Here is a 19,759-nt window from a genome sequence, read left to right as displayed (position 1 = left end):
CGCCGCACATTCCCGTAAGTCGTAGAAAAGCACCAAGATTCTGAGGGCATACCCTTTGCCCGTCAGGGTTATTACAATGCTGTCATCGGAGATGGCCGCCGCCTCGAAACGCCCCACGCGCGTGCGCAAAAATGCGCAGAAACCGGCGGGACGCCGCGCCGGCGGACCGGGTGTCGTGCCGGACGGGTTCTACCGCGACATGGTCTGGAACTTCCGCAACGGGGTCGTCGCGATCACCCGCGACGGCCGCCTCGCGGTGATGAACGAGATCGCCTACCGGGTGCTCGGTCTGAAGCGCCGGCCCTCCGACATCGGCCGTCACTTCAGCGAGGTCCTGCGCGACGTGCCCGACGTCGTCCGCATCATCGCCGGCGCATTCGAAATTTCGCACCTGCCCAACCGCGCCGAGCTGCGCCTGAAGAACTCCGGCAAGGTGATCGGCTACACGCTGTCGCTGGTCAAGGATGCGCGCGGTCGCAACGTCGGCGCGACGCTGTTCTTCAAGGACCTGACCCGCGTCGAACAGCTCGAGGAACGCGAACGCCTGCGCGACCGGCTGGCCGCGCTCGGTGAAATGGCGGCCGCGATCGCCCACGAAATCAAGAACCCGCTGGCCGGCATCGAGGTGATGTCGGGTCTGCTCAAGCGGCAACTGCCCGATTCGCCCGACGCGCAGACCATCCTGGCCGACATCATCAAGGAAGCCAAGATGGCCAACCGGATGGTGCAGGAGGTGCTGGCGTTCGTGCGCCCGATCCGGCTGCAGGTGGAAGACACCAGCGTCGGCGACGTGATCCGCGACGCGATCGGCATGGCCGAGAAGCACTCCCTCAAACGGGGGATCGAGGTGAAGGTCGACATCCCCGAGGCGCTGCGGCCGATTCAGGGAGACCCGGCGCAGCTGCGCCAGATCTTCACCAACTTCCTCACCAACGCCTTCGAGGCGATGAACGGCACCGGCGTCGTCGAGATCGCCGCGGTCGCGCAGGAGGGAGACGAGGAGGTCGGTCCCGAGCATGGCGGGCCGACCGTCGTCATCACCGTCTCGGACAACGGGCCCGGGATCCCGGCCGAGGTCACGGATCGCATTTTCAGTCCGTTCTTCACCACCAAACCCCAGGGTTCCGGCCTGGGCCTGGCCATCGTGCGCAAGATCGTCGACGCGCACGACGGGCGGATCGACGTCGGCAAGCGCGCTGGCGGGGGCGCGGTGTTCCGGGTCACCCTGCCGTTCAGGAGCCAGCAGCAGCTGTTCGGGTGACCTGGACGATCGAGTGTGGACGTGAACGGGTTTGCGGTAGTCGTCAGAGCGAAATGGAGCGAAGCGTTATGGGGCGCATTCTGGTTGCCGATGATCACGATTCGTTGAGGAGGGGCATCGTCCGCGCGCTGTCGGACGCGCGGCACGAGGTCGACGAGGCGCCGAACGGCAACGTCGCGATCGAGAAGCTGCACGAGGGGCAATTCGACGTCGTGCTGAGCGACCTGAAGATGGGTGGCAGCGACGGCCTCGACGTGCTGCGCACCGCCAAGGCGCTGCACCCGACGAGTGCGGTGATCCTGATGACCGCGTTCGGGTCGGTGCACACCGCCGTCGAGGCGATGAAGATCGGCGCCTTCGACTACGTGCAGAAGCCGTTCGAGATCGAGGAGATGGAGCTCAAGGTCGAGAAGGCCCTCGAGCACCGGCGCCTCAAGCACGAGATCGAGTACCTGCGCCACACGCAGCAGGACATCTACGACTTCGACCGCATCGTCGGCGCCAGCGGCGCGCTGCAGTCGGTGCTGGCGATCGTCAAGAAAGTCGCCAAGAGCAACACGACCGTGCTGATCCGCGGCGAGACCGGGACCGGCAAGGAGCTGATCGCCGGCGCGATCCACCACAACTCGCTGCGCGCCGGACGCAACTTCGTCAAGGTGAACTGCGCGGCGCTCCAGGAGAACCTGCTCGAGTCGGAGCTGTTCGGGCACGAGAAGGGGGCCTTCACCGGCGCCGACAAGCAGCGCGTCGGCCGCTTCGAACAGGCCGACGGCGGCACGCTGTTCCTCGACGAAGTCGGCGACATGAGCGCCAACACCCAGGCCAAGATCCTGCGCGTGCTGCAGGAGCACGAGTTCGAGCGCCTCGGCGGCACCCGCACGCTGCGCACCGACGTCCGCGTCATCGCGGCGACCAACCGCAACCTGCCGCAGATGGTGGCGAACGGACAGTTCCGCGAGGACCTCTACTACCGCCTGAACGTCGTGTCGATCGACATGCCGCCCCTGCGCGAGCGCAAGGACGACATCACGGCGCTGGCGACCTTCTTCCTGCGCCGCTTCGCCGGCGAGCTGAAGAAGCGGATCGACGGTCTGACGCCCGACGCGCTGAAGCTGCTGATGCGCTACAACTGGCCAGGCAACATCCGCGAGCTCGAGAACTCGATCGAGCGCGCCGTGCTGCTCGCCGAGAATCCAAGCGTCAACAGCAGCGATCTGCGGCTCGGCGAGCTGTCGACCGCGCCGTCGGGCGACGGCAACCCGGTCGTCAAGATCCCGCCGACCGGCATCGCGCTCGAAGAGATCGAGCGGCAGGCGCTGATCGAGGCGCTGAAGATGTCGAACTGGGTGCAGAAGGACGCCGCCGAGTTGCTCAACATCAGCCCGCGCGTCATGAACTACAAGATCAAGACGCTGGCGATCGAGTATCCGCGCGGTCGGCGGATGGTCGACGTCGCGTAGCTCGTCGCGGCGACGGTCACGCCACGCGCTCGCAGGCCGGGGGGCACAGCGATCAGGGTCGCTGTGCCCTTTTTTTTCCAGGAGACATCCGCCGCGACGCGCCGGCGCTCATCGACGACTTCGCACGTCGAACCCGCTCGACAGGTTGGCGGGGCGCGGTTTACTCTCGAGTTGAGCGTCCAGATGATCTTTGGCCTCGTCATCACGAAAAAGGCCCCTGCCGTGACGGTCCGCGACGGGGGCCGGATCCGCTGTCCCAAGTGCTCGTGGGAGCCGGCGAAGTCCGATCGCTGGTGCTGCGAGCCCGGCTGCAGCAGCGTGTGGAACACGTTCGACACCCGAGGCGTCTGCCCCGGCTGCGAGAAGCGCTGGCACGACACGATGTGCCTGCGCTGCGGACGGTGGTCACGTCTGGACGATTGGTACGCGAACGAGAACGGATAGGCGTCGCTCGCGTCCGCGCAGTCGCCGCGCGCGCGGCGCGCGATCCTATCGACCGCGCTTGCGCGGCGCCAGCGAAAAGCCGGCGATGTCGAAGCCGCCACCCTGCAGCCGATCGTAGACGGAGCCGCCAGGCACCCACACCTTGCTGATGGTCAGAAAGAGCGTCATGTTCTTCGACGGCGCGAACAGACGCACGTCGCCGAGGCGAACACTCAGGCCCCAGGTGTAACCGGCGCGGATCTCCCGCGAGCCGGCGCCGTCCGGCACACTCAGCAGGATCACTCCGGGTGGACCGAAGAACTGCACGCGGCCCACGTCGACGAGGCTGATGTGCGAACCGATCAGGCCGTACACACGCACGTCCGAGGCGGTCGACGTCCAGAGCCCGTCGATGTGGACACGGGTCAAGAACGCATGCTTCGCGGTCTTCTCGGCAGCGGCGCGTGCGGTGATGGTCTGCGCGCGAATCGCCGCCGCCGTCGGATCCTGCTCGAGGCCGGCAAGCATGCGGCAGGCGGACCCGAGCGGCGCGGCGCTCCCCGCCTCCGCCGGACCCAGCGCGGCACAGCGCGCATCGAGCCACTCGGGAGCAGCGGGCTTCGGTTCACGATTGACGATCCGGCCGAAGGGGTCGTGGGCGGGCTCGTTGTGCCACCGCTTGTCCATGCGCTGCCACTTGCGCATCGCGGCGATCCAGACATCGAGCTCGCGTCGCTCGTCGGCGGTGAGCGGGTCGGGAACAGGAGGCAGGAAGACAGGAGCCGAGGGGAGCCGCGCGCCGTCCTGCGCGCACACCGGGCGTGCAGCCAGCAGCAGGCACACGAAAAGCGCTCGAAGCGACCGACGTCGCATGGGCCCCCCCTGGATTCGGTTGGAAGTCGCCCCGATCCTGCGCGAATCGCCGGACCACGTCAAGCGCAATCAGGCTTTGGGGTGCGCCTTTCGATAGCTCTCGATCAACTGCGCCGCGTTCACGTGGGTGTAGCGCTGCGTCGTACTGAGGCGCGCGTGACCCAGGAGCTCCTGGATCGCGCGCAGATCGGCGCCCGCCTCGAGCAGGTGCGTCGCGAAGGAATGACGGAGCGCATGCGGGCTGATGCCCGTTCGCGTGCTCGACTCGCGCGCATAACGACGGACGATCTTGTCCACGCTGCGCGTCGACAGCCGCCCGCCCTGGTAGTTGAGGAACAGCGGCTCGCGCGCGCGGCGGCGCAACGGCACCGACTCGCGGCTTCGCGACGGCGCAGCGGCGTGGGGCACGAGCGCCGCTCTGTCGCGCAGCCACGTCCGCAGCACGTCCGCGGCCGTCTGGTTGAAGGGAACGATGCGCTCTTTCCGCCCCTTGCCGAGCACGCGGACGACCCGCGCCGTCAGGTTCAGGTCTTCGAGGTCGAGTCCGACCAGCTCGCTCAACCGCAGTCCCGACGCATAGAACAGTTCGAGGATCGCCTTGTCGCGTCGGCCGAGCGGCGCGGTTCCGTCCGGCGCGTCGAGCAGCTTCGCCATTTCCTCGACGGCGAGATGATTGGGGATGCGAACCTCCCGCTTCGGCGCGCCGACGAGCGCCGCCGGATCCGAGTCGATGATCCCCTGGCGCCGGAGATAGCGGCCGAACGCGCGGATCGCCGACAGCTTGCGCGCCGCCGAAGACTTCGCCTGGCCCTTGCGGGTGAGATCCGCGAGGAAGGCGCGCGCGTTCAGGTGATCGAGATTGGTCGGCTCCAGCTCGGAAACGCGCCGCTTCAGGTGCGCCGCGAGGAACGTCAGGAACTGCGTCAGATCGCTGTCGTAGGCGCGGACCGTGTGCGCCGACGCGTTCTCGTTCAGACGAAGGTGATCGAGAAAGGCCTTGAGGTGCTCTCGCATATGTGAGCCGGCTGGATCCCAAGTTTCGCTATCGGCCTACGGCGCGTCCGCCGTGCAGCGCGTCAGCCCGGCCTCCCAGCGCGCCAGATCGTTCAGCGCGCGCTCGGAAATCGCGATATTGCGATCCCGCTTGTGCTTGACCCGCTGTTCGAGCGGCGGCAGCAGGCCGAAGGCGATATTCGAGGGCACGTAGTGTTTCGGATCGGCGTGCGACGCGTAATAGGCCAGCGCGCCGAGCGCGGTGGTCCGCGGCGGCGACACCGGCGCTTCGCCGAGCACGAGCGCGGCGGCGTTCCTGCCGGCGATGAGGCCGGACGCGGCCGACTCGACGTACCCTTCCACCCCCGACATCTGACCCGCGAAGAACAGGTCGTCGCGCATCCGGGTCTGCCAGGTCTCGCGCAGCACCGTCGGCGCGTTGACATAGGTGTTGCGGTGGATCATCCCGAAGCGCACGAACTCGGCCTGCTCGAGACCGGGGATCATCTTGAGCACGCGCGCCTGCTCCCCCCACTTCATTTGCGTCTGGAATCCGACCAGGCTGAAATGATCGCCCGCGACGTTGTCCTGGCGGAGTTGGACGACCGCGTACGGCTCGCGGCCAGTGCGGGGGTCGGGGAGGCCGACCGGCTTCATGGGCCCGAAGCGGAGCGTGTCGACGCCGCGGGCCGCCATTACCTCGATCGGCAGGCATCCCTCGAAGAACTGCGGCTTGTCGAATTCGCGCAGGGCTGCCTTTTCCGCCGACAGGAGCGCGTCGTAGAAGGCGCCGTATTCCTCCCGATTGAGGGGACAGTTCAGGTAATCCCCCTCCCCATCGTCTACCCCGCAGGCGAAGGAAGCATCGAAGGTGGTCTGACCCCGGTTTGACCCCGGTTTGACCCCGGTTTGACCCCGGTCTGACCCCGGCCGTGGGCCGAGGCTGCGTCCCCAGCGGGAGGCGCGATAGACCTTCGACACATCCAGCGATTCGCCGGAGACGATGGGGCTGATCGCGTCGTAGAAATAGAGATGCGCCTCGCCAACCAGCGTGGCGATTTCTGCCGACAACGCGTCGGAGGTCAGCGGACCGGTGGCGAGGATCACCGGGCCATCGGCCGGCGAGGGAATCGACTTGACCTCTCCCCGGCGGATGCGGATCAGCGGGTGTGACGCGATCGCCTCGGTCACGCGCGACGAGAAGAGATCGCGATCCACCGCGAGCGCCGCGCCGGCCGGCACGCGCGCCTCGTCGGCGCACCGCATGACCAGCGAGCCGAGACGGCGCATCTCTTCCTTCAGCAGGCCGACCGCGTTGTCGAGTTTGTCGCCGCGGAACGAATTCGAGCAGACGAGCTCAGCGAGGCCGTCGGTCTTGTGAACCGCCGTGGGCTTGATCGGCCGCATCTCGCAGAGCGTCACCGGGACACCGCGAGCCGCCGCCTGCCACGCGGCTTCGGAGCCCGCAAGGCCGCCGCCGACGATGGTGACAGGAGACATCGGGTGATCGGGTGAACGGGTGAACGGTCCCAGACTAACAGATCACCCGATCACCCGATCGACAGATCACCCGATCTCAAGCCGTCGTCAGCTCTTCGGCCTGACGCACGTAACTGCAGCTGTCGGTGTTGCACACCAGTTGGCGGCCGTGCTTCTTGGTGATCTTCTCGACCAGGAACGGCGCGCCGCAGTCGGGGCACTTCTCCGCCACCGGCCGGTTCCACAGCGTGAAATCGCAGTCGGGATAGTTGGCGCAGCCGAAGAAGACCTTGCCGCGGCGCGACTTGCGCTCGACGATGTCGCCGCCGTCCTTGGGACAGAGTACGCCGGTCGTCTTCTGCTTGACGTACTTGCAGGTCGGATAGCTCGTGCACGCGGTGAACTCGCCGAACCGTCCCTGCTTGACGACCAGGTTCGAACCGCACTTCGGGCACTTTTCGTCGAGGATCTGATCGGGCTTGGCCGCCGCCATACCCTGCTTGGTCGCGATGATTTTTCGCGTGGTCTTGCAGTCCGGATAGCCGGTGCAGGCCAGGAACTGGCCGAAGCGGCCGCGCTTGACGACCATCGGCTTGCCGCAGTTCTCGCAGGCCTCGTCGAGATCCCCTTCGGCGCCCGCCTCCGGTGCGTCGACCTCGCGCGTGTTCTCGCACTCGGGATAGCCGCTGCAGGCGAGAAACAACCCGAACTTGCCGGCCTTGATGACCATCGGCTTGCCGCACTTGTCGCAGGCGACCGGCGGCTCGGGCTCATACCCTTCCTTCATGTTGGGCATGTCCTTCTCGGCGCGCTTCAGATCCTTCTTGAACTTCTTGTAGAACTCCGTCAGCGTCTTCTCGTAGTCCGAGGCGCCGGACTCGATCTTGTCGAGATCCTCCTCGAGCTCGCGCGTGTAGTTCACGTCGAGGATGTCGTCGAACGCCGGCGACAGCAGCTTCTCGACGAGCATCATGCCGAGGAACGTCGGCTTGAACTTGCCCTCTATCTTGTTCACGTACTCGCGCGCCTGGATGACGCTGATGATCGACGCGTAGGTCGAAGGGCGGCCGATGCCGTTCTCTTCGAGCGCCTTGACCAGCGTCGCCTCGGTGTAGCGGGGCGGCGGCTGCGTGAACTTCTGCTCCGGTTTCAGCTCGCGCAGCGCCAGCACGTCTCCTTTGGCGAGCGCCGGCAGCACGCTCGACTCTTCGTCGTCTTCCGCGGTGCGGGCGTCGGGACCGGGCGCCGTCTTCTCGTCTTCGTTCAGCGGGGCCGCGAGCGCGCTCCCGACGGCCGCCGCCGGCTGTTCGTAGACCGCCATCCACCCGGGGAACTTCGGCACGGATCCCTTGACGCGGAAGAGATACTGCGCCGCCGTGATGTCGACCGTCGTGTCGTCGAAAGTCGCCGGCGGCATCTGCGAGGCGACGAAGCGGTTCCAGATCAACTTGTAGAGGTAGTACTGGTCGCCGGTGAGCTGGCCACGCACCGCGTCGGGGTGGTACTGCATCGAGGTCGGGCGGACCGCTTCGTGTGCGTCCTGCGCGTCCGACTTCGTCTTGTAGAAGTTCGGTTTCTCGGGCACGTACTCCGCGCCGAACGAACCGGCGATGAATTCGCGGACCTCGGTCAGCGCCTGCTCGGAGACCCGCGTCGAGTCGGTGCGCATGTAGGTGATGAGGCCGACCGCCCCTTCGCCCGGCAGCTCGATACCTTCGTAGAGCTGCTGCGCGACCATCATCGTCTTCTTGACCGGGAAGCGCGAGGCCTGCTGCAGCTTGCTCGTGATGAACGGCGGCACCGCCGACTTCTTCCGCTCCTTCATCGTGACGCTGTCGACGACCCAGGCCGCCTTGCGGAGATCGACGAGGATGGCGTCGGACTCGGCCTGCTGGCCGACCTTGATGTTGACGCCGTCCTTCTTGAGGAGCCTGGCGTCGAACTCCGGCGGCACCGGACCGGCCAGGCGCGCCGTGATGTTCCAGTACTCTTCGGGCACGAACGAGGTGATCTCGCGTTCGCGGTCGCAGACCAGCTTCAGCGCCACCGACTGCACGCGGCCGGCACTGAGGCCGCGGCGGACCTTCTCCCAGAGGAGCGGGCTGATCTTGTAGCCGACCAGCCGATCGAGGACGCGCCGCGCCTGCTGCGCGTCGACCATCTTCTTGTCGATCTGGGTCGGCTTGTCGAGCGCGCTGAGCACACCCTTCTTGGTGATCTCGTTGAACATCAAGCGGCGGATCTTCTTCTTGTTGCTGCTGCCGAGCTCCTCGGCGAGATGCCAGCCGATCGCTTCCCCTTCGCGGTCCGGGTCGGTGGCGATGAAGATCTGCTCGGCCTTCTTCGCGTCCGCCTTCAGCTCGGTGAGCACCTTCTTACGGGTGGCGATCACTTCGTACGACGGTTCGAAGCCCTCGTCGACGTCGACGCCCAGCTTGCTCTTGGGCAGATCGCGGACGTGGCCCATCGACGCGACGACCTTGTAGTCCTTGCCGAGATATTTGTTGATGGTCTTCGCCTTTGCCGGCGATTCGACCACTACGAGCGCCTTTGCCATAAGCTTCCCAGTTTCACCAGCCGCCCCTGCATTTCCCACTCCGTGAGACGGGGCAGCAATGCCGGACCCGAAATACCCACCGTAGCAGACAAATCCTCGAGACCGTATGTCTCGCCGGGGGTCAATTTAGAAAGTAAGTCGTTGTCTTCAAATGACTTGTTCGAAATTTCAGGGAGGGCTTGACACGGCCGCCAGCCCAGCTCGTCCAAGATATCGTCCGCAGTCTCCACGACCTTTGCGCCGTCCTTGAGGAGGGCGTGCGAGCCGCGATTGCGGCCCCCCAGGATGCTGCCCGGCACGGCCATGACGTCACGGCCCTGGTCGAGCGCGCATCGCGCCGTGATGAGCGAGCCGCTCTTCTCCGATGCTTCGACGACCACGACCCCCAGCGAGATCCCACTGATCAGGCGGTTGCGCTGCGGGAAGTGCTCCGGCAACGGGGGCGCCCCGGGCCCGAGCTCGCTCAGGAGGGCGCCGTCTTGGCAGATGCTGGCGGCGAGCCCACGGTGCTCAGCCGGATAGATGACGTCGGGGCCGCTCCCGAGCACCGCCACGGTCGCGCCGCCGGCCCGCAGCGCACCGCGATGGGCCGCGCCGTCGACGCCGCGGGCGAGCCCCGAGACGACCGCCACGCCGCGCCCGGCCAGCTCGGCGCCCAGCCGTCCGGCCACTTCCAGCGCGTAGGGGCTCGCTGCGCGTGAGCCCACGATCGCAACGGCTGGGCGTGCCAGCGCGGCTTCGGCGCCCCGCAGCCACAACACGATCGGCGGATCGACGATTGTCCGCAGCAGGACCGGATACCGGTCATCGTCGATCGGCAGCGCGGCAATATGCTCGTGCGAGGCCCGTTCGAGGAGCGTCGCGGCTTCCAGTCGCGCCTCCCGCGCGAGCAGCGCGGCGCCGGCGGCGCGGCCGCAGGCGGCGATGACGTCTTCGAGTGAAGGGGTGCCGCCGGCTTCGGCGGCGAGCGATCGGAAGATGGCGGCGGCGCGAAGCCGCGACACGCCGGGGATGGTGGTGACCGCCACCGCGTTCTGAAGGTCCACGAGGCCTCCCGACCACGGCGCGGCACAGGGACAGCAACCCCGGCGCCGCCCGCGGCAGCTTCGGTGCCCGACCCTCTGTCCTTCAGTATACGGCCGGTCGACGCCTGCAGGCGTCAGCGCGCCTTACGGGTTTCGTGTCCGTTTACAAAAAACGGCGTGCCGGCGCGCGTGCGCGCCGCTTTCCGCAAACTCCGCCGCGGTACATCTGTTGCTGCGCCCTCCCTCTGGCAAGGTGCTATAGTGACCCTACATCCCATGCGTCGACTGATCTTCCTCTCAGTCGCTGCCTGCATTGCCCTGGCGGCCAGCGCTACGGCCGCACGCGCCGACAACCGATCGAAGTCGAAGGAACAGGTCGAGTTCGGCATTCAGGTCGCGCAGAACGGGCTCTGGAACGAAGCGCTCTATCGCTGGCAGAAGGCCGTCGAACTCGATCCGAGCTACTCCGCGGCGTGGAACAATCTCGCGATCGCCTACGAGCACGAAGGCAAGTTCGAGCAGGCGAAAAAGGCATACGAGAAGGCCCTGGAGCTGGATCCGAAGAACCTGCTGATCCGGCAGAACTACGATCTCTTCAAAGAAATCAATGACCGCACGAAGCGCCGCAGCGGCAAGTAGCCTCGTCCTCGCCGGCCTGCTCGCGCTCGCGGGCTGCACCGACTTCTACGAGATCCCGATCGAGACGCCCATCCAGCCGAAGATGGACGTCAGCGGTTTCCAGCGCGTCCTCGTCGCCGGCTTCATCGGCGGAGGCACGGAAGACGTCGACGCGAATCTCGAGACGGTACGCCTGCTGCGGAGCCAGTTGCGCACGAAGTCCCAGCTGCGCATCATCGAGGCCGACGCGCTGCCGCTCGCGGACATCGCCACCACCGAATCGAACCGCGACAGCGCCGTGGCGGCCGCCAACTCGTCGGCCGGCGTGGCCCCGGTCGGGCCGATCCCGACCGCCAATATCGCGAACGCGCCCGAGCCCATCCCGGCCGTGAAGACCGATTCCAAGGCCGATCCGAAGAAGGGCGAGCCGAAGATCAACAACGAGAAGGACCTCGCGAAATTCGACAAGATCTTCGCCGACGTCGCCTACTGGAAGAAGCTCGGCGAGGAATATCAAAACCCGCTCATCGTCACCGGCACGGTCCTCTTCACGCCCAACCAGACGAGCGGCTTCGTGATGCAGAACCGCGAGGTGTACGACGCCTATGGCCGCCGCAGCGTGGTCCCGGTGCGCCAGTATATGGAGCGCAAAGGCTTCATCCTGCAGCCGCGCTTCGTGTTCATCGACGGTCGCACCGGCGCCATCCTCTATTCCGAGACGTTCCACGAAGAGATTCTCTATCCGCAGAACCAGAGCGTGCCAGCGCTCTCGACCTACTTCGAGCTGATGGACCGCGTGATTCCGTCGTTCCTCAGCACGCTCAGCGCCCAGAAAATCCACGGCACCAGGGTTCTCCTCAAATAGAATCGGGCGATCTGACGATCGGGTGATCTGCGGAGTTTCACCGGATCACCAGATTTCCAAATCACCCGATCTTCTGGTATTCTAGAGTTTTGCCTCCCCCAGCAAGGAGACGGTAGAGTGTTCGCTATCATTCAGAGCGGCGGCCGCCAGGTGAAGGTCGCCCCGGGCTCCGTCATCGAGGTCGACCGCATCGACGCGGCCGTCGGTGACGAGGTCAGCATCGACCGCGTGCTCTTTCTCGAGAAGGACGGCGGCGAGGTGCTCGCCGGCGCCCCGTTCGTGGCCGACGTGAAGATCGTCGGCGTCATCGACGGCGAATCGCGCGGCCCCAAGATCCGGGTGTTCAAGAAGAAGCGCCGCAAGGGTTCGCGGAACAGCAAGGGACACCGCAGCACCTATACGCGCGTGCGCATCAAGGACATCCTGGTCTAGCCATGGCTCACAAAAAAGGACAGGGCAGCTCCCGCAACGGGCGCGACAGCAACTCGCAGCGTCTCGGCGTCAAGCGCTTCGACGGCAACGTCGTGACCGGTGGATCGATTCTCGTCCGCCAGCGCGGCCTGCGCTTCCGGCCGGGCCTGAACGTCGGACGCGGCAAGGACGACACGCTCTTCGCCAAGGTCGACGGCGTCGTCAAGTTCTCGGACCACGGCGCCCGCGGCCGGGTCATTTCCGTCACACCCCTGGGGTAGGCTCAGGCCTGTAGGGCGGGTCTTCAGACCTGCCGCTCCATGTTTGTCGACGAAGTAGAAATCCACGTCGCGGCCGGCCATGGGGGCCGCGGCGCCATGAGCTTCCGGCGCGAGAAGTTCGTGCCGCGCGGCGGCCCCGACGGCGGGGACGGCGGCCCGGGCGGCGACGTCTCCTTCGCGGCCCACGCCAATCTCAACACGCTCCTCAACTTCCGCTTCCAGAAACTGTTCGAGGCCGGCCGCGGCGCGCACGGGGCAGGCTCGAACCGGACCGGCCGCGCCGGCGAGCCGATCACGCTCAAGGTGCCGGTCGGTACGCAGGTGTTCGAGAAGCTCGAGGACGGCGAGTATGCGCTCGTCGCCGATCTCACCGCCGAGGGTGAAACGCTCCTGATTGCGAAAGGGGGGCTCGGCGGCCTCGGCAACGCGCATTTCGCCACGTCGACCAATCGCGCGCCGCGCAAGGCGCAACCGGGTCTTCCGGGCGAGGAAAAGGCGCTGCGGCTGCAGTTGAAGCTGCTCGCCGACGTCGGACTGGTCGGCTATCCGAACGCCGGCAAGTCGACGATCATTTCGCGGATCTCGGCGGCCAGGCCCAAGATCGCCGACTATCCGTTCACCACGCTCGTGCCCAATCTCGGGGTCGTCGGCCTGTCGGGCGATCGATCGTTCGTGGTCGCCGACGTGCCAGGGCTGATCGAGGGCGCGCATACCGGCCACGGGCTGGGTCACCGCTTCCTCAGTCATCTCGAACGGACGCGCGTGCTGGTGCACGTGGTGGATGTGTCGTCGGCGACGGGGCGCGACCCGGTGCAGGACTTCGAGGTGATCTCGCGGGAGCTGGCGATGTTCCCCGGGCGCGACGCCGCCGGCGAGCGGCTCCAGGACAAGCCGGCGATCGCGGCCGCCAACAAGATCGACGCGCTCGACGATCCCTCGCGGCTCGATCGCCTGCGCGAGCATTTGCAGCGCGCCGGGATTCCGCTTTACCCTGTCTCCGCGGCGACCGGCGAAGGGCTGCCGCTGCTGCTGGAAGCGGTCTGGAAAACACTGGCGAGCGACGAGCGGCGCAAGACGTCCGAAGCAGAATGACCGATCTCGCTCCTCGCGCGTCGAGCCTCGGACGGATCGGCATCCTGGGCGGCACGCTGGATCCCATTCACTGTGGCCATCTCGCCGCCGCCGGCGCGACGCTGGACGCCTTCGAGCTGCCGCGCCTGCTGGTGATGCCGTCGCACGTGCCGCCCCACCGGTCGGTGCAGCCGGTCGCCTCGCCGTTTCATCGCTTTGCGATGGCGGCGCTGGCCGTGTCGGGCCTGGCGCGCATCGAGGCGAGCGACGACGAGCTCGGCGTCGACGGGCCGTCGTATTCGGCCGATACCCTGCAGCGGCTGCAGGCGCGCGGCTACGCGGCATCGCAGATCTTTTTCGTCACCGGCGCCGACGCGTTCGCGGAGATCGCCACCTGGAAGCGGTATCCCGAGGTTCTCGACCTGGCGCACTTCGTCGTCGTGTCGAGGCCGGGCTACGACGTCGGCGCGCTCGCGGCGCGGCTGCCGGCGCTCGCCGATCGCATGCGGCCGGCCGGGACGGCGCCGGACGCCGGCCGGATGACCTCGGTGTTCCTACTGCCGGCCGCGACGCCGGACGTCTCATCGACCCGCGTCCGCGCGCGGGTGCGGAGCCGGGAGCCGCTGACCGGGCTGGTGCCGCCGCTCGTCGAAACCCACATTCGTCAACACCGTCTCTACGCCGCTCCGGCAGAACATCTGCATGGCCAAAGCTGAAAACAAACCGCGTCCGGCACCGAAACCACCGCAGCGCTCGACCCGCGCCGGGCTGCCGGCCGAGATCGTCAAAACCGTGCAGGCCGCGTTCGACAAGAAGGCGTTCGACGTGGTCGTCCTCGATCTGCGCAAGACGCCGGCGTTCACCGATTTCTTCATCCTCTGCTCGGGGCAGAACGCGCGGCAGGTGCAGGCGATCGCCGACGCGATCGAGGAATCGGTCCGCGCCGTCCGGCTGCGGCCGTCGCACGTCGAGGGCTACCGGAAAGCGGAGTGGATTCTGATGGACTTCTTCACGTTCATCGTCCACGTCTTCGCGCCGCAGACGCGCGATTTCTACTCGCTCGAGCGCCTCTGGGGCGACGCCGAACGCCACGCGCTGACGGACGGCGACGTCCGCTGACCGCCGATGGTGCTCTGGCGCGTGCCGCGGGCGCTCTCGAACATTTCGCGCGAGCTCGCCGATGCGGCCGTGGCGATCGCGCTCGCCCCGCTGTGCGCCGCCTGCCGCGAGCCGCTCGACCATCCGACGCGAGGGGTGGTGTGCGACGGCTGCTGGCGGGCGATCGAACCGCTGGCGCCGCCACCGCGTGAACCGCTGCCTCCGGGCATCGCGGTTGCGTCCGCGCTCGGCCTCTACGACGGGCGACTGCGCGACATCGTCCAGGCGCTCAAGTACGACGCGCGATCGACGATTGCCGCGCATCTGGCGCGGCGCATGAGCGCCGCCGCGGGCGGGCTGCTGGCCGGCGCCGACCTCGCCGTTCCGGTGCCGCTGCATCGGTCGCGCGAGCGGACTCGCGGGTTCAACCAGGCGCGCGAACTGGCGAGACACCTGCCGCTGCCGCTGGCCGACGTGTTGATCCGGACGCGTCACACCGACGCGCAGGCCGACCTGCCGGCGGCGAGGCGCGCGGCGAACGTGCGCGGGGCGTTCGCGCTCAGGCGGCGCGCCGCCGTCGACGGCCGGGTCGTGGTGCTCATCGACGACGTGTGCACGACCGGCGCGACGCTGAATGCGTGCGCCGCGGTGCTGCTCGACGCCGGCGCCGCCGAGGTGCGCGCGCTGACCGCGGCGCGGGCCGTCCTCAAATCAGACGGACGACCGCGTTGAGCACGTCCGCCGCTACTTCGTCCCTGGGCCGTTCACCGTCGAGGCGCAGCCACCCGGCCGCGCTCGCCTGCCGCGCGTAGCTGTCGCGCACGCGGGCGAGCAGCGCCAGGTCGCGCTCGTACTTGTCGCGGTTCGCGGTCTTCCTGCCGGCAGCGGTCTCGGGAGCGATGTCGAGCAGGATCGTGAGATCCGGCGGCGGCAGGTATTTCTGGACGTCCCGCAGCCAGGCGCCGTCGAGCCCTTGCGCCTCGCCATACGCGATGCTGGAGGCGAGATAGCGATCGCATATGACGATGGCGTGGCCGGCGAGCAGATCCTCGATCTGGGGTTTCTTCTCGTAGCGGTTGGCGACGTAGAGCAACTGCATCGTGTCGGCGCGGTAGTCGCGCGCCCCCTGCAGCGCGGCGCCGATCTCGATGCCGATCGGCGTCTCGTAGGACGGAAAATCGAGGAGCACGGCACGGCGGCCGCGCGCTTCCGCCGCCGTTTTCAGCGACTCCGCCTGCGTCTGCTTGCCGCTCTGATCGAGCCCTTCCAGGGCGATCAGCACGCCGCGGGCCTGTGACTGCGTCAACTCCACGATGCCTGAGCTCCCGACGACCGCACCACGCCCGCGCCCGTCACAGTTCCAGCGCGAGCACGTCCTCGAGCCTCTGGCGCCGGCGGATCAGCCGCGCCGCGCCGTCTTCGACGAGCACTTCCGCCGGCAGCAGGCGCCGGTTGTAATTCGAGGCCATCACCGCACCGTAGGCGCCGGCGTCGAGCACCGCATAGAGCTCGCCGACCTGCGGCCGCGGCAGCGTCCGGTTCTTGCCGAGCGTGTCGCTGCTCTCGCACAGCGGACCGACGACGTCGCACACGACGTCAGGCGCGCCGTTGTGGAGGACCGGCTCTATGCGGTGAAATGCCCCGTACATCATCGGGCGGATCAATTCGGTCATCCCGGCGTCCATGACCACGAAGAACCGCTCGCCGTCTCCCGTCCCCCGCCCCGCGGGCTTGACGTCGATCACCCGCGTCAGCAGGGCCCCCGCCGGGGCGACGATGTGGCGGCCGGGCTCGAGCACGATCGCCAGACCCGACTCACGCAAGACCGGCAGTACCGCCGCCGCGTAGTCGTGCGCGTCGGGTACCGGCGAGCCGTCGTAGGAGACGCCCAGGCCGCCGCCGATGTCGAGATGCTCGATCGGGGTGCCCTCGGCCGCGAGCTGGCGCGCCAGGCCGACGAGCGCGGCGGCGGCGCGCCCCAGCGGCTCGAGATCGGTGATCTGCGAGCCGACGTGCGCGTGCAGCCCGACGATCTGCACCTGCGCCCGGCCGCGCGTGCGGGCGCAGAGCGCGGGGACCTCGTCGATCGGAATCCCGAACTTGTTGGTCTTGAGCCCGGTGGAAATGTGCGGGTGGGTCCTGGCGTCGACGTCCGGGTTGACGCGGATCGCGATGCGCGTCCGCACCGCGCGATCGCGCGAGATCGCCTCGATCCGCTCGATCTCCCCTTCCGACTCGACGTTGATCGATCGCACGCCGATATCGATCGCGTCGGCCAGCTCGGCGCCCGTCTTGCCGACCCCGGTGAAGACGATCTGCGACGGCGTGAACCCGGCGCGGCGGGCGACGGCGATCTCGCCGCCGGAATTGGCGTCGGCGCTGCTGCCCAGCTCGCGCAGCAGCCGCGCGATCGCCAGGGTCGAGTTCGCCTTGAGCGCGTAGTGGATCGCGTGCGGATATCCGGCGAACGCGCCGTCGATCGCACGGTAGCGCGCCGCGATCGTCGCGGCGCTGTAGACGTAGAGCGGCGTCCCGTGCGCCGCGGCGATCGGTTCGAGCGCCACGCCGTCGCACGCCAGCGCGCGCCCTTCTCGTTGGAATCCGCTCACAGGCCTCAGGCTGAAAACGTGTAAGATACCAGATTACGATCCGATGTCTGCCGATTCCGCGGCTGCACAGCCGACGACGCCGGACCGCCTCATCGAGCAGTGTCTGGCCGGCGATCAGCTCGCCTGGGAGCAGATCGTGCGCCAGAACTGGCGCAAGGTGTTCAACGTCGCCTACAAATTCGTCGGCAGGCACGACGAAGCCGAGGATCTGACCCAGGACATCTTCCTGAAGATCTTCAAGGCGCTCGCCACGTTCGATCGGCGCGCCAACTTTCAGACCTGGATCATCAGCATCAGCCGCAACCTGTGCATCGATCACTACCGCAGCGTGCGCAAGGAGCGCCAGACGATCGCGCGCGACGTCGACTCGAGCGAGCTGCAGCCGGCGACGCGCGAGCGCGGCCCGTACGCGCAGGCCGAGCACCAGGACCTGCGCGCGCAGCTGCGCCAGGCGCTCGAAACGCTGCCGATCGCGCTGCGCACCGCCGTCGTGCTGCGCGACCTGCAGGAGCTGTCATACCAGGAAATCGCCGATCGCCTCGGACTGCCCGAGGGGACGGTCAAGTCGCGCATCAATCGCGGCCGCATCGAGCTCGCCCACCAGCTGAAGCGAATGCAGGACAAGCAGCCGCTGCGCCAGCGGAAACGCAGGAGCCACTGAATGAACATCACGACCGAAACCGCCAACGGCATCGCGGTCGTCCGGGTGGGCGAATCCCGCCTCATGTATCCGCTGCTCTCGGAATTCTCGTCCGCCGTCCAGAAGCTGATCGCCTCGGGCGAACGGAAGGTCGTCGTCGACCTGTCGTCGGTCGGCTATGTCGACAGCGCCACCATCGGCTGCCTGATGGATCTCTACCGCCAGGCCAACGCCGCCGGCGGAGCGCTCAAGCTCGCCGGCGTGCAGAAGCGCGTCGAGACCATGCTGACGATGACCGGGGCGCATAACTTCATCGAAGTCCACCCGGACGAGCCAAGCGCCGTCAAGAGCTTCGGGGCCTGACCATGCACACCATCAAGCTGACCACGGGCGCCCCCCTCGAGCTCGACGGCGATCTGATGAGCGTGATGGAAACGCTCTACAAGGAAATCTCCGCGAAGCACGAGCTGAAGTCGAGCTTCGAGGACATGGCGCGCGAGATCGCCAACGTCATCGGCCAGATGGACGACGCCGAGCGGCGCCAGTATCTGTCCGAGAGCCTGTTTCTCAACATCGTTTCCTACGAGAACGAACGGCTCGGCGCCTACGTCAGGAAACTGACCAAGAAGTAACGGCGCACCTTTCGATTCCCGGGCCTGGCTCCATTTGTCTCTCAATTACCTCGCCACCCGCTTCACCTGCTCCTGGCCGTGGAGCACCATGGTGCTGCTCTGCGACGGGCGCCTGGTCTGCGGCTGCGCCGATCCGTACGGCAAGCGCGTGCTCGGCGACCTGCGGGTGATGCCGAGCGTGTCGTCGGTGTGGACCGGTGAGGTCGCGCACAACCTGCGCCGCGATCTCGTCCAGGGCGGATCGAAGTTCTGCGGCGACTGCCCGCTGAAGCTGCCGCTGAAGAAGGACGAACCGCCGCCGCAGCGGCCGCTCGACGTCGGCCCGCTGCCCTCACGCCTCTACATCGAGTGCACGGCCGCGTGCAACATCTCCTGCAACCAGGCGTGCTGCGCGCCCGAGACCGGGATTACCCGCACCCGGCAGGCCGGCATGCTCGACTACGATCTCTTCACCCGTACCGTCGACGAGGCGGCGCCGTCGCTGGCACGCATCGATTTCTTCAACTACGGCGAGGCGTTCCTGCACAAGCGCGCGCTCGACATGGTCGAGTACATCAAGTCGCGCCATCCGCACGTCTACCTGTATACGAGCACCAACGGCCTGGCGCTGACCGAGGAGGGCGCCCGCCGCCTGGCGCGCTCGGGCATCGACGAGGTGACGTTCTCGATCGACGGTTCCAGCCAGGACGCCTACGTCCAGTACCGCCAGCGTGGCGACTTCGCAAAAGCGATCCGGAACCTGACCGCGCTCGTCGACGAGAAGCGCAGGAACGGCCTCGACGTGCCGTTCGTCAACTGGCGCTATATCCTCTTCACCCACAACGACAGCGACGAGCAGATGGAACGGGCGCGCCAGATGGCCGCCGGGATCGGCGTCGATCGTCTCAGCTGGGAAATCACCGACCATCCGGAGAACATGTTCTCGCGGCGGTTCGCGTCCGGCACGCCGGATTTCGAGCGGATCAAGTTCGAGATCTGGGACAAGACGGGCCTGGGCAACGCGATTCCCGGCGCCACGCCGCGCGCCCGCATCGAGGTGGGCGGCACGTCGTGGCTCGATCGCATCGGCAACGCGCCCGTCACCGGGATCGCGGGTCAGCCGATCGGCCTGCGCACGCGCGTCACCAACCTGTCGACGCGTCCGTTCCCGGCGCGGGCCAGCTACGGCCGTCGTCTGGTGCGTCTGGGCGCGCAGCTCTGCGCCGCCGACGGCACGCTGCTCAACCGCGACTACGAGCGCGCCTGGCTGCCCGACCACCTGCAGCCGGGGGCGACGCTCGAGATCCCCGTCACCCTCACCGCACCCGACACACCCGGACGCTACAAGCTGAAGTTCGATCTGGTGTCGGAAGGCATCGACTGGTTCGAGCAGAACGGATCCGAGACGACCGTCAAGGATCTGATCGTCCGCTGAGCCCGTCGCGATCGCCCCGCCCGTGCGCGGTCCGGCCGCTCGCAATCCA

General features: G+C 67.4%; 21 protein-coding genes. 14 read left to right on the top strand and 7 right to left on the bottom strand.

The window, feature by feature from the left end; translation table 11 throughout:
• The first annotated feature begins 121 nt into the window (after positions 1 to 121).
• A complete protein-coding gene (locus VGI12_00765) occupies positions 122 to 1,261 on the top strand; it encodes an ATP-binding protein (GenBank protein ID HEY2431172.1) in 1,140 nt (379 codons plus the stop codon).
• 53 nt (positions 1,262 to 1,314) lie between these two features.
• On the top strand, positions 1,315 to 2,721 hold the full coding sequence (locus VGI12_00760) for a sigma-54 dependent transcriptional regulator (GenBank protein HEY2431171.1): 1,407 nt from the start codon (positions 1,315 to 1,317) through the stop codon (positions 2,719 to 2,721).
• A 489-nt stretch (positions 2,722 to 3,210) separates the two neighbouring features.
• On the opposite strand, the gene VGI12_00755 is transcribed toward VGI12_00760, so the two are convergent.
• The 5 genes from VGI12_00755 to dprA form a co-directional block, all read right to left on the bottom strand.
• Positions 3,211 to 4,017 carry a hypothetical protein gene (locus tag VGI12_00755; GenBank protein ID HEY2431170.1) on the bottom strand — a complete coding sequence of 269 codons (807 nt, stop codon included), beginning with the start codon at positions 4,015 to 4,017 and terminating at the stop codon, positions 3,211 to 3,213.
• A gap of 69 nt (positions 4,018 to 4,086) precedes the next feature.
• Positions 4,087 to 5,031, bottom strand: coding sequence for a tyrosine recombinase XerC (locus tag VGI12_00750; protein ID HEY2431169.1), 945 nt, complete (start codon positions 5,029 to 5,031; stop codon positions 4,087 to 4,089).
• Between the two features lie 36 nt (positions 5,032 to 5,067).
• Positions 5,068 to 6,510: a methylenetetrahydrofolate--tRNA-(uracil(54)-C(5))-methyltransferase (FADH(2)-oxidizing) TrmFO gene (gene trmFO / locus VGI12_00745; protein ID HEY2431168.1), complete on the bottom strand. Its 1,443-nt coding sequence runs from the start codon at positions 6,508 to 6,510 to the stop codon at positions 5,068 to 5,070.
• Positions 6,511 to 6,586: 76 nt separating this feature from the next.
• Positions 6,587 to 9,046 (bottom strand): type I DNA topoisomerase, encoded by a 2,460-nt coding sequence (gene topA / locus VGI12_00740; protein HEY2431167.1) that lies wholly within the window; start codon positions 9,044 to 9,046, stop codon positions 6,587 to 6,589.
• Positions 9,028 to 10,092, bottom strand: coding sequence for a DNA-processing protein DprA (gene dprA / locus VGI12_00735; GenBank protein ID HEY2431166.1), 1,065 nt, complete (start codon positions 10,090 to 10,092; stop codon positions 9,028 to 9,030). The genes topA and dprA overlap by 19 nt, the downstream gene beginning before the upstream one ends.
• A 255-nt stretch (positions 10,093 to 10,347) precedes the next feature.
• On the opposite strand from dprA, the gene VGI12_00730 reads away from it, so the two are divergent.
• From VGI12_00730 to VGI12_00695, 8 genes are all read left to right on the top strand, one after another.
• Positions 10,348 to 10,710 carry a tetratricopeptide repeat protein gene (locus VGI12_00730; protein HEY2431165.1) on the top strand — a complete coding sequence of 121 codons (363 nt, stop codon included), beginning with the start codon at positions 10,348 to 10,350 and terminating at the stop codon, positions 10,708 to 10,710.
• The gene (locus VGI12_00725; GenBank protein ID HEY2431164.1) at positions 10,679 to 11,554 is read left to right on the top strand and encodes a hypothetical protein; all 876 of its coding nucleotides are present in this window, start codon (positions 10,679 to 10,681) and stop codon (positions 11,552 to 11,554) included. The genes VGI12_00730 and VGI12_00725 overlap by 32 nt, the downstream gene beginning before the upstream one ends.
• 117 nt (positions 11,555 to 11,671) lie before the next feature.
• The gene (gene rplU / locus VGI12_00720) at positions 11,672 to 11,986 is read left to right on the top strand and encodes a 50S ribosomal protein L21 (GenBank protein ID HEY2431163.1); all 315 of its coding nucleotides are present in this window, start codon (positions 11,672 to 11,674) and stop codon (positions 11,984 to 11,986) included.
• A 2-nt stretch (positions 11,987 to 11,988) separates the two neighbouring features.
• Positions 11,989 to 12,246, top strand: coding sequence for a 50S ribosomal protein L27 (rpmA, locus tag VGI12_00715; GenBank protein HEY2431162.1), 258 nt, complete (start codon positions 11,989 to 11,991; stop codon positions 12,244 to 12,246).
• Between the two features lie 39 nt (positions 12,247 to 12,285).
• On the top strand, positions 12,286 to 13,338 hold the full coding sequence (gene obgE / locus VGI12_00710; GenBank protein ID HEY2431161.1) for a GTPase ObgE: 1,053 nt from the start codon (positions 12,286 to 12,288) through the stop codon (positions 13,336 to 13,338).
• Positions 13,335 to 14,033 carry a nicotinate-nucleotide adenylyltransferase gene (nadD, locus tag VGI12_00705; protein HEY2431160.1) on the top strand — a complete coding sequence of 233 codons (699 nt, stop codon included), beginning with the start codon at positions 13,335 to 13,337 and terminating at the stop codon, positions 14,031 to 14,033. Before obgE ends, nadD begins: the two co-directional genes overlap by 4 nt.
• The gene (gene rsfS, locus VGI12_00700; GenBank protein ID HEY2431159.1) at positions 14,020 to 14,436 is read left to right on the top strand and encodes a ribosome silencing factor; all 417 of its coding nucleotides are present in this window, start codon (positions 14,020 to 14,022) and stop codon (positions 14,434 to 14,436) included. Before nadD ends, rsfS begins: the two co-directional genes overlap by 14 nt.
• Positions 14,437 to 14,442: 6 nt before the next feature.
• The gene (locus tag VGI12_00695; GenBank protein ID HEY2431158.1) at positions 14,443 to 15,147 is read left to right on the top strand and encodes a phosphoribosyltransferase family protein; all 705 of its coding nucleotides are present in this window, start codon (positions 14,443 to 14,445) and stop codon (positions 15,145 to 15,147) included.
• On the opposite strand, the gene tmk is transcribed toward VGI12_00695, so the two are convergent.
• Both tmk and lysA read right to left on the bottom strand, forming a co-directional pair.
• A complete protein-coding gene (tmk, locus tag VGI12_00690) occupies positions 15,122 to 15,721 on the bottom strand; it encodes a dTMP kinase (protein ID HEY2431157.1) in 600 nt (199 codons plus the stop codon). The genes VGI12_00695 and tmk overlap by 26 nt on opposite strands.
• A 46-nt stretch (positions 15,722 to 15,767) precedes the next feature.
• On the bottom strand, positions 15,768 to 17,024 hold the full coding sequence (gene lysA / locus VGI12_00685) for a diaminopimelate decarboxylase (protein HEY2431156.1): 1,257 nt from the start codon (positions 17,022 to 17,024) through the stop codon (positions 15,768 to 15,770).
• 43 nt (positions 17,025 to 17,067) lie between these two features.
• Here lysA and VGI12_00680 point away from each other — a divergent pair, with 43 nt between their 5' ends.
• The 4 genes from VGI12_00680 to VGI12_00665 are packed head-to-tail and all read left to right on the top strand — an operon-like array spanning position 17,068 to position 19,710.
• Positions 17,068 to 17,685: a sigma-70 family RNA polymerase sigma factor gene (locus VGI12_00680; protein ID HEY2431155.1), complete on the top strand. Its 618-nt coding sequence runs from the start codon at positions 17,068 to 17,070 to the stop codon at positions 17,683 to 17,685.
• The gene (locus VGI12_00675) at positions 17,686 to 18,027 is read left to right on the top strand and encodes an STAS domain-containing protein (protein ID HEY2431154.1); all 342 of its coding nucleotides are present in this window, start codon (positions 17,686 to 17,688) and stop codon (positions 18,025 to 18,027) included. It begins immediately after the preceding gene.
• A 2-nt stretch (positions 18,028 to 18,029) separates the two neighbouring features.
• A complete protein-coding gene (locus VGI12_00670; GenBank protein HEY2431153.1) occupies positions 18,030 to 18,296 on the top strand; it encodes a hypothetical protein in 267 nt (88 codons plus the stop codon).
• Positions 18,297 to 18,330: 34 nt separating this feature from the next.
• Entirely contained in the window at positions 18,331 to 19,710 is a 1,380-nt protein-coding gene (locus tag VGI12_00665; GenBank protein HEY2431152.1) for a radical SAM protein, read from the top strand.
• The last annotated feature ends 49 nt before the right edge of the window (positions 19,711 to 19,759 follow it).

This window comes from Vicinamibacterales bacterium (genome assembly GCA_036496585.1).
Classification (GTDB): domain Bacteria; phylum Acidobacteriota; class Vicinamibacteria; order Vicinamibacterales; family 2-12-FULL-66-21; genus JAICSD01.
Note: the sequence above shows the minus strand (reverse complement) of the source record. Positions and strands in the feature narration are given on the sequence as shown.

What these genes read in the sequence shown, in the direction of transcription:
- obgE (HEY2431161.1), top strand. Translation starts at nt 12,286, where the DNA reads ATGTTTGTCGACGAAGTAGAAATCCACGTCGCGGCCGGCCATGGGGGC.
- VGI12_00750 (HEY2431169.1), bottom strand. Translation starts at nt 5,031, where the DNA reads ATGCGAGAGCACCTCAAGGCCTTTCTCGATCACCTTCGTCTGAACGAG.
- VGI12_00670 (HEY2431153.1), top strand. Translation starts at nt 18,030, where the DNA reads ATGCACACCATCAAGCTGACCACGGGCGCCCCCCTCGAGCTCGACGGC.
- rpmA (HEY2431162.1), top strand. Translation starts at nt 11,989, where the DNA reads ATGGCTCACAAAAAAGGACAGGGCAGCTCCCGCAACGGGCGCGACAGC.
- topA (HEY2431167.1), bottom strand. Translation starts at nt 9,046, where the DNA reads ATGGCAAAGGCGCTCGTAGTGGTCGAATCGCCGGCAAAGGCGAAGACC.
- VGI12_00730 (HEY2431165.1), top strand. Translation starts at nt 10,348, where the DNA reads ATGCGTCGACTGATCTTCCTCTCAGTCGCTGCCTGCATTGCCCTGGCG.
- VGI12_00680 (HEY2431155.1), top strand. Translation starts at nt 17,068, where the DNA reads ATGTCTGCCGATTCCGCGGCTGCACAGCCGACGACGCCGGACCGCCTC.
- VGI12_00675 (HEY2431154.1), top strand. Translation starts at nt 17,686, where the DNA reads ATGAACATCACGACCGAAACCGCCAACGGCATCGCGGTCGTCCGGGTG.
- VGI12_00760 (HEY2431171.1), top strand. Translation starts at nt 1,315, where the DNA reads ATGGAGCGAAGCGTTATGGGGCGCATTCTGGTTGCCGATGATCACGAT.
- nadD (HEY2431160.1), top strand. Translation starts at nt 13,335, where the DNA reads ATGACCGATCTCGCTCCTCGCGCGTCGAGCCTCGGACGGATCGGCATC.
- VGI12_00695 (HEY2431158.1), top strand. Translation starts at nt 14,443, where the DNA reads ATGGTGCTCTGGCGCGTGCCGCGGGCGCTCTCGAACATTTCGCGCGAG.
- VGI12_00725 (HEY2431164.1), top strand. Translation starts at nt 10,679, where the DNA reads ATGACCGCACGAAGCGCCGCAGCGGCAAGTAGCCTCGTCCTCGCCGGC.
- trmFO (HEY2431168.1), bottom strand. Translation starts at nt 6,510, where the DNA reads ATGTCTCCTGTCACCATCGTCGGCGGCGGCCTTGCGGGCTCCGAAGCC.
- rsfS (HEY2431159.1), top strand. Translation starts at nt 14,020, where the DNA reads ATGGCCAAAGCTGAAAACAAACCGCGTCCGGCACCGAAACCACCGCAG.
- VGI12_00755 (HEY2431170.1), bottom strand. Translation starts at nt 4,017, where the DNA reads ATGCGACGTCGGTCGCTTCGAGCGCTTTTCGTGTGCCTGCTGCTGGCT.